A 5,432-nucleotide genomic window follows, 5' to 3' on the forward strand; every position below is an offset into this window, starting at 1 on the left:
GGTCTCGAGTCGACGTCAAGCTTCAACTGGCCGGGGCGCGAGCCGGTGCCCCGGCCCCAGCCGCCCCGCTCGCCACGCCAAACGATGCCGCCCAGGTCCCCGCGCAAGCCCAAGCCATCGAGCGGGTGGATGCCGCGCTGAAGACCTATCACGAGGTGCTTAGGGGCAACAAGCGCAAGTCGTTCGATGGCAGCGATTTCGATCGCGTGGCCTTGATGGCCCTGCGCCGCTTGCGGGACGACAAGGGCCTTTCGGAGAAAGACTTCGCGCGGTTTGCGGGGGCGGGCGAGGGCTTCTCGACCGAGTCGGCCGCCGATCGCGACAAGCGCTTTTCCCCGTTCGGTGGCGAGGCGGATCCCGTGCGCCGGCTGTGCGAGGCCACCATTGGCGAGGCGTGGCGGCGCATGCTGCAAGGCCAGTGGGGTCAGCAGGGTGAACAAGCGCCCATCGGTTCGGACGTGGTGGCGGCATGGGTGCAGGCCCATCCCGCGGCGCCGGGCAAAGCGCCCGTTGAGGGGGCACCCGGCGCGGGTGGCTCGCTGGGCAAGGACATTGAGGACGGCGCGAAGCAGGTTTATCAACAGTTGCTGAACCTGAAGGATCGTCTGCTCGGTGGCGAGCAGGGCGGCGCGTCCGACGCCCCCACCCAGGACGGGACGGGATCGACGCAGGAAGCGCCCGTCGAGGAAGTGCTGCCGGCCGTGGTGGCGCTGGACGATCTCAAGAGCGGTTCATCCAAGGCCGCGGTTCAGCCGGGCACCTTGATGGACGCGATACAGCAGGCGGTTCAAGACTTGGTCGGGCGGTCCGCCCACCCCGAACCCACCGAACCCACTCGCTCGCCCGATGCGCCTGTGCCGCTGGCGGCGGAGAAGCCGGTGGTCGAGGCGGTCCAGACGCCGGTCAAGGAGCCTGTGAAGTTCACGCGGGAAGAGCAGCTGGCACAGGTGGACAAGGCCTGGGCGGCCTACGGCACGGTGCTGGGTGGCGAGGTGCCCGAAGGCGCGAAGACATCGCTGGACGCCGAAACGCTTCAGCGCTTGGCCGGCAACGCGATGCTCCAGCTGCACGACGCGGGCTGGATCACGCAAACCGATGTCGATCGGTTCAACGCGCCGGATCGCTTCATCACGCGCGAAACCAAGGACGAGCGCGCTCAGCGCTTCATCCCAGGCGATGCCCCCAACCGGGCCGCGGCACGCCAGCTGTGCGAAGTCGCCATCGGCCAGGCCTGGGCCCGTGCGTACGGTGCCGACGGGGACGGCGCCCCGGCCGACCCCTTCACCATCGGTGAGTGGCGCAAGCGCGGCGCTCCTGCGCAGGCGATCGCGCCGACGCCCCTCTCCTGAGGGTCTGGCGGGCCTGCAAGGCCCGTGGTTGGCGACCGGTCAAGCCGCCAGCGCCGCCTCGATATCGCTGGCGAGCTTGGCGGGCGCGTCCTGCGGCGCGTAGCGCTTGAGCACCTGGCCGTCCTTGCCGACCAGGAACTTGGTGAAGTTCCACTTGATGGCCTTGCTGCCCAGCAGCCCCGGCGCCTCGGCCGTGAGCCAGCGGTACAGGGGGTGGGCCTCGGCGCCGTTGACGTCGATCTTGGCCATCATGGGGAAGCTCACGCCGTAGTTGAGCTGGCAGAAGCCGGCGATCTCCTCGTTGCTGCCCGGGTCCTGCGAGCCGAACTGGTTGCAGGGGAAGCCCAGCACCGCCAGGCCGCGCGGGCCGTAGGCCTTGTGCAGCGCTTCCAGCCCCGCGAACTGCGGCGTGAAGCCGCAGGCGCTGGCGGTGTTGACGATGAGCATCACCTGGCCCTTGTAGTGGCTCAGGGGCACGGGCTGGCCGGTGATGGACAGGGCTTCGAAGTCGTAGACGCTGGGCATGAAGGGGCTCCTTGGGTGGGCGCGCGGTGTCCGGCGCGCGACAGAATCTTCACATGGCGGCACCAGCGGCGCCGCATGCCGTACCCAAAACCCAGGCGGCACGCCATACTGCGCCGTCCGACAAACGGTTTCAAAAAGTGTCGAACCACGTGGAGCGGGTAATGGAGGCTGCCTACACGGTGGCGCTGGTGGGCTTTGCCCAGCACGAAAGCGCCACATTCGAATCGTTCTTCCGGCTCGCCGCGCGGCGGCCCCCGGCCTACCGGGTGCAGGAAGAGGTGCTCGACGCGCAGCTGCTGCTCGTCAACGCCGACAACGCGCAGGCCGTGGCGCTGGTGCGCGGCGCCTCGCTGCCGGGGCGTGTGCTGCTCATCGGCGCCCACGACGGCGGCACCGGCTGGCCGGTGGAGCGCAAGCCGGTGCGCCTGGTCTCGCTGCTGGGCTCGCTCGACGCGCTGGTGGGCCTGCGCACCGCCCGGGCGGCGGCCTCGGCGGCGCCGCTGGCGCCGGGCTTCGCGGCCACCGAACCCTTCAAGGCTTCCCAGCTGCACGGCCTGCAGGCCAGCATGCGCCTGGCCAGCGGCAGGCCGCAGCCGATCGCGCCGCTGCCGCCCTCGGCCCGCGCCCGGCGCCGCTCGCCCGAGACCGAGTTCCCCCCCACGCGGCCCATGACGCGTGAGGAGGTCATGTCCATGATCGCTCGCGCGGCCGACATGGCCGGCGAGGCGGCCGCGGGCGCCCGGGGTGCGCCGCCGGCCAGCGCCGCGCCATCGCCCGCCGCGTCCCCGGTCCCGCCCGCCGCGCCGGCCCCAGCCCCGGCCGCGCCGCGCGCCGGCACCGTCAGCATTCCCCTGCGCGGTGTCACCGACTACGCCGACCTGGAAGACCTGCTCAATGTCGCGCCGCCCGCGCCGCGTTCGCCGCGCTCGCGCCTGCCCTCGCGGCTGCGCCAGGGCGACGCCTCCGTGCCCGAGGTGGCGCGCGGCGACGCCCTGCTGGTGGGGCAGAGCCTGGTGGAGGGCCGCATCCTGCTCAAGCGCCTGCGCAAGTACGAGCTGAGCGTGGACTGGTGCCGCGAGCCCGCGCAGGCCCAGGCCATGCTCAAGGCGCACCCCTACCGTCTGGTGGTCATCGACCGCCTCGGCGGCGAGCCCGACGCCTTCCAGGTCTGCCGCTGGGCCAAGCAGGCCAAAGGGCCCAAGGGCGCGGCCACGGTGATCCTGTTCGCGCCCAGCGCGGGCAGCATGGAGCGCATGAAGGCCGGACTGGCTGGCGCCGACGCCTACCTCTCGCGCTCGGTGAGCGAGGCCGACCTGTACAAAGTGCTCGCGCAGCACCGCCTGGTCAGCCTCAACGGCTTCGCGCCCACCAACGTGGGCAATTTCTGAACACTTGCAACGTGTGGCGTGACCCAAGCCAGAAATGCCACGGAACCGGCTTTGCCGGGCCGTAGGCGTTGCCCCCTTGAGGGGGTCGCGCGCAGCGCGGCGGGGGTGCTATCCGTGTAGATCGTCCCGGCGGGCGATTTCGAGCAGGCGCTCGATCTCGTGCCCGTGCACGCGCTGGTTGCGCTTGTGCCACCAGCCGATCAGCCACATGGTGCCGGCCACCAGCAGGCCGAAGGCGGTGATGGCCGCGAAGGCCGACAGCCCCGCGCCGGTGGACGCCGTGTAGAGCGCGCCCAGGCCCAGGATGCAGGCCTGCTCATTGAAGTTCTGCACGGCGATGGAGCGGCCCGCGCCCATGAGGTTGTGGCCCCGGTGCTGCAGCAGCGCGTTCATGGGCACCACCAGGAAGCCGCCCAGGCCGCCCAGCAGCACCAGGAAGGGCGCGGCCACCCAGACGTTGTCGATGAAGTTCATCAGCACCACCAGCAGGCCCATGCCGATGCCCAGGGGGATGACCTTCGTGGCCTGGTCGAGCCGCATGCGCATGGAGGCCACCACCGCGCCCACGGCCGTGCCCAGCGCCACCACGCCCACCAGCGCCGAGGCCTTGGAGGTGCTGTAGCCCAGCGCCACCGCGGCCCAGGCCAGCACGATGTAGCGCAGGTTGCCGCTCACGCCCCAGAACAGCGTGGTGGTGGACAGCGAGATCTGGCCCAGGTGGTCGCGCCAGAGGCGCATGTTGCAGGTCCAGAAATCGGGCAGCAGCACCAGCGGGTTGCGCGGCATGGGACGCGGCGTCACGCCGGTGAGCGGGATGCGCAGGTTGAAGGCCGCGGCCAGGATGTAGAGCACCACCAGCATGGCGATGGCGGCGGCCGGGCCGTGGTGAATACCGGGGATGTGCAGCGCCAGCAGCCACGACGACAGGGTGGGCCCCACGAGCTGGCCGCCCAGCAGCACGCCCAGGATGATGGAGGCGATGGTCAGGCCCTCGATCCAGCCATTGGCCTTGACCAGCTGGGACGGTGGCAGCAGCTCGGTGAGGATGCCGTACTTGGCCGGCGAGTACGCCGCCGCGCCCAGGCCCACCAAGGTGTAGGCCAGCAGTGGGTGCACGCCCACCAGCATGAGCAGGCAGCCCACCACCTTGATGGCGTTGCTGATGAACATGACCTGGCCCTTGGGCCGGGCGTCGGCGAAGGCGCCCACGAAGGGCGCCAGCAGCACGTAGAACAGGGCGAACATGGGCACCAGCGCCGCGCTTTGCCATTCGTGCGCGTTGCGGTGGCGCAGCAGCTCGATGGCGGCGACGAACAGCGCGTTGTCAGCCAGGGAGCTGAAAAACTGCGCCGTCATGATGGTGTAGAAGCCGCGCTTCATGGCGATGAATCGGTTTGCTTGCCTGCCAGGATGAAGCGCCTATCGACGGACACCCCACACGTTTGTGCGACAGTTTGAGGCTTGTCTCCGTGAGGTGGCGCGGGTTATAGCACGCGTGTGCGCAGGCGCCGCCGGAAGGCCACCCCGCCGCTCGGACTGGATTTCCCTTCTTGACTTTTCTCACGCCATGCCCCGCCCCATCCTGGCCACCGTGCACACCGGCGCCCTGCGCCACAACCTCGGCATCGCGCGCGAGCGCGCCCCCGACGCCCGCGTCTGGGCGGTGGTCAAGGCCGATGCCTATGGCCACGGCATCGAGCGCGCCTTCGAGGGCCTGCGCGGCGCCGACGGCTTCGCCCTGCTGGACCTGGCCGAGGCCGAGCGCCTGCGCGCCCTCGACTGGCGCGGTCCCATCCTGCTGCTCGAAGGCGCGTTCGAGGCGCGCGACCTGGAGCTGTGCTCGCGCCTGAACCTCTGGCACGCGGTGCACTGCAATGAGCAGATCGACTGGCTGGCCGCGCACAAGACCCAGCAGCCGCACAAGGTCTTCCTCAAGCTCAACAGCGGCATGAACCGCCTGGGCTTCACGCCCGCGGCCTACCGCACGGCCTGGGCGCGGCTCAATGCGTTGCCGCAGGTCGAGGAAATCGGCCACATGACGCACTTCAGCGACGCCGACGGCGCGCGCGGCATTGCGCACCAGGTGGCGCTGTTCGAGCAGGCCACCGACGACCTGCCCGGCGAGCGCACGCTGGCCAACAGCGCGGCCATCCTGCGCCACGCGCGCGGC

At 70.6% G+C, this 5,432-nt stretch carries 5 protein-coding genes; 3 read left to right on the forward strand and 2 right to left on the reverse strand.

Annotation, left to right across the window (positions count from 1 at the left end):
- Positions 1–1,349: hypothetical protein (locus tag BGO22_RS20285; protein WP_286852293.1), on the forward strand; the 1,349-nt coding region annotated here is incomplete at its 5' end.
- 39 nt (positions 1,350–1,388) lie between these two features.
- Here the strand turns inward: BGO22_RS20285 and BGO22_RS20290 are convergent.
- Positions 1,389–1,874 (reverse strand): glutathione peroxidase, encoded by a 486-nt coding sequence (locus BGO22_RS20290; protein ID WP_070400170.1) that lies wholly within the window; start codon positions 1,872–1,874, stop codon positions 1,389–1,391.
- A gap of 161 nt (positions 1,875–2,035) precedes the next feature.
- Between BGO22_RS20290 and BGO22_RS20295 the strand changes: the two genes are divergently transcribed.
- Positions 2,036–3,262 carry a PleD family two-component system response regulator gene (locus BGO22_RS20295; RefSeq protein WP_070400171.1) on the forward strand — a complete coding sequence of 409 codons (1,227 nt, stop codon included), beginning with the start codon at positions 2,036–2,038 and terminating at the stop codon, positions 3,260–3,262.
- A 108-nt stretch (positions 3,263–3,370) separates the two neighbouring features.
- Here BGO22_RS20295 and lplT read toward each other — a convergent pair whose 3' ends face one another.
- Positions 3,371–4,642 carry a lysophospholipid transporter LplT gene (lplT, locus tag BGO22_RS20300; RefSeq protein WP_070400172.1) on the reverse strand — a complete coding sequence of 424 codons (1,272 nt, stop codon included), beginning with the start codon at positions 4,640–4,642 and terminating at the stop codon, positions 3,371–3,373.
- Between the two features lie 187 nt (positions 4,643–4,829).
- Here lplT and BGO22_RS20305 point away from each other — a divergent pair.
- A partial coding sequence (locus tag BGO22_RS20305; RefSeq protein WP_286852295.1) for an alanine racemase occupies positions 4,830–5,432 on the forward strand: 603 nt, incomplete at its 3' end.

The organism is Hydrogenophaga sp. 70-12, assembly GCF_001897365.1.
Classification (GTDB): domain Bacteria; phylum Pseudomonadota; class Gammaproteobacteria; order Burkholderiales; family Burkholderiaceae_C; genus Hydrogenophaga; species Hydrogenophaga borbori.

Coding starts and splice junctions, on each gene's coding strand:
- BGO22_RS20290 (WP_070400170.1), bottom strand. CDS start 1,874: ATGCCCAGCGTCTACGACTTCGAAGCCCTGTCCATCACCGGCCAGCCC.
- BGO22_RS20295 (WP_070400171.1), top strand. CDS start 2,036: ATGGAGGCTGCCTACACGGTGGCGCTGGTGGGCTTTGCCCAGCACGAA.
- lplT (WP_070400172.1), bottom strand. CDS start 4,642: ATGAAGCGCGGCTTCTACACCATCATGACGGCGCAGTTTTTCAGCTCC.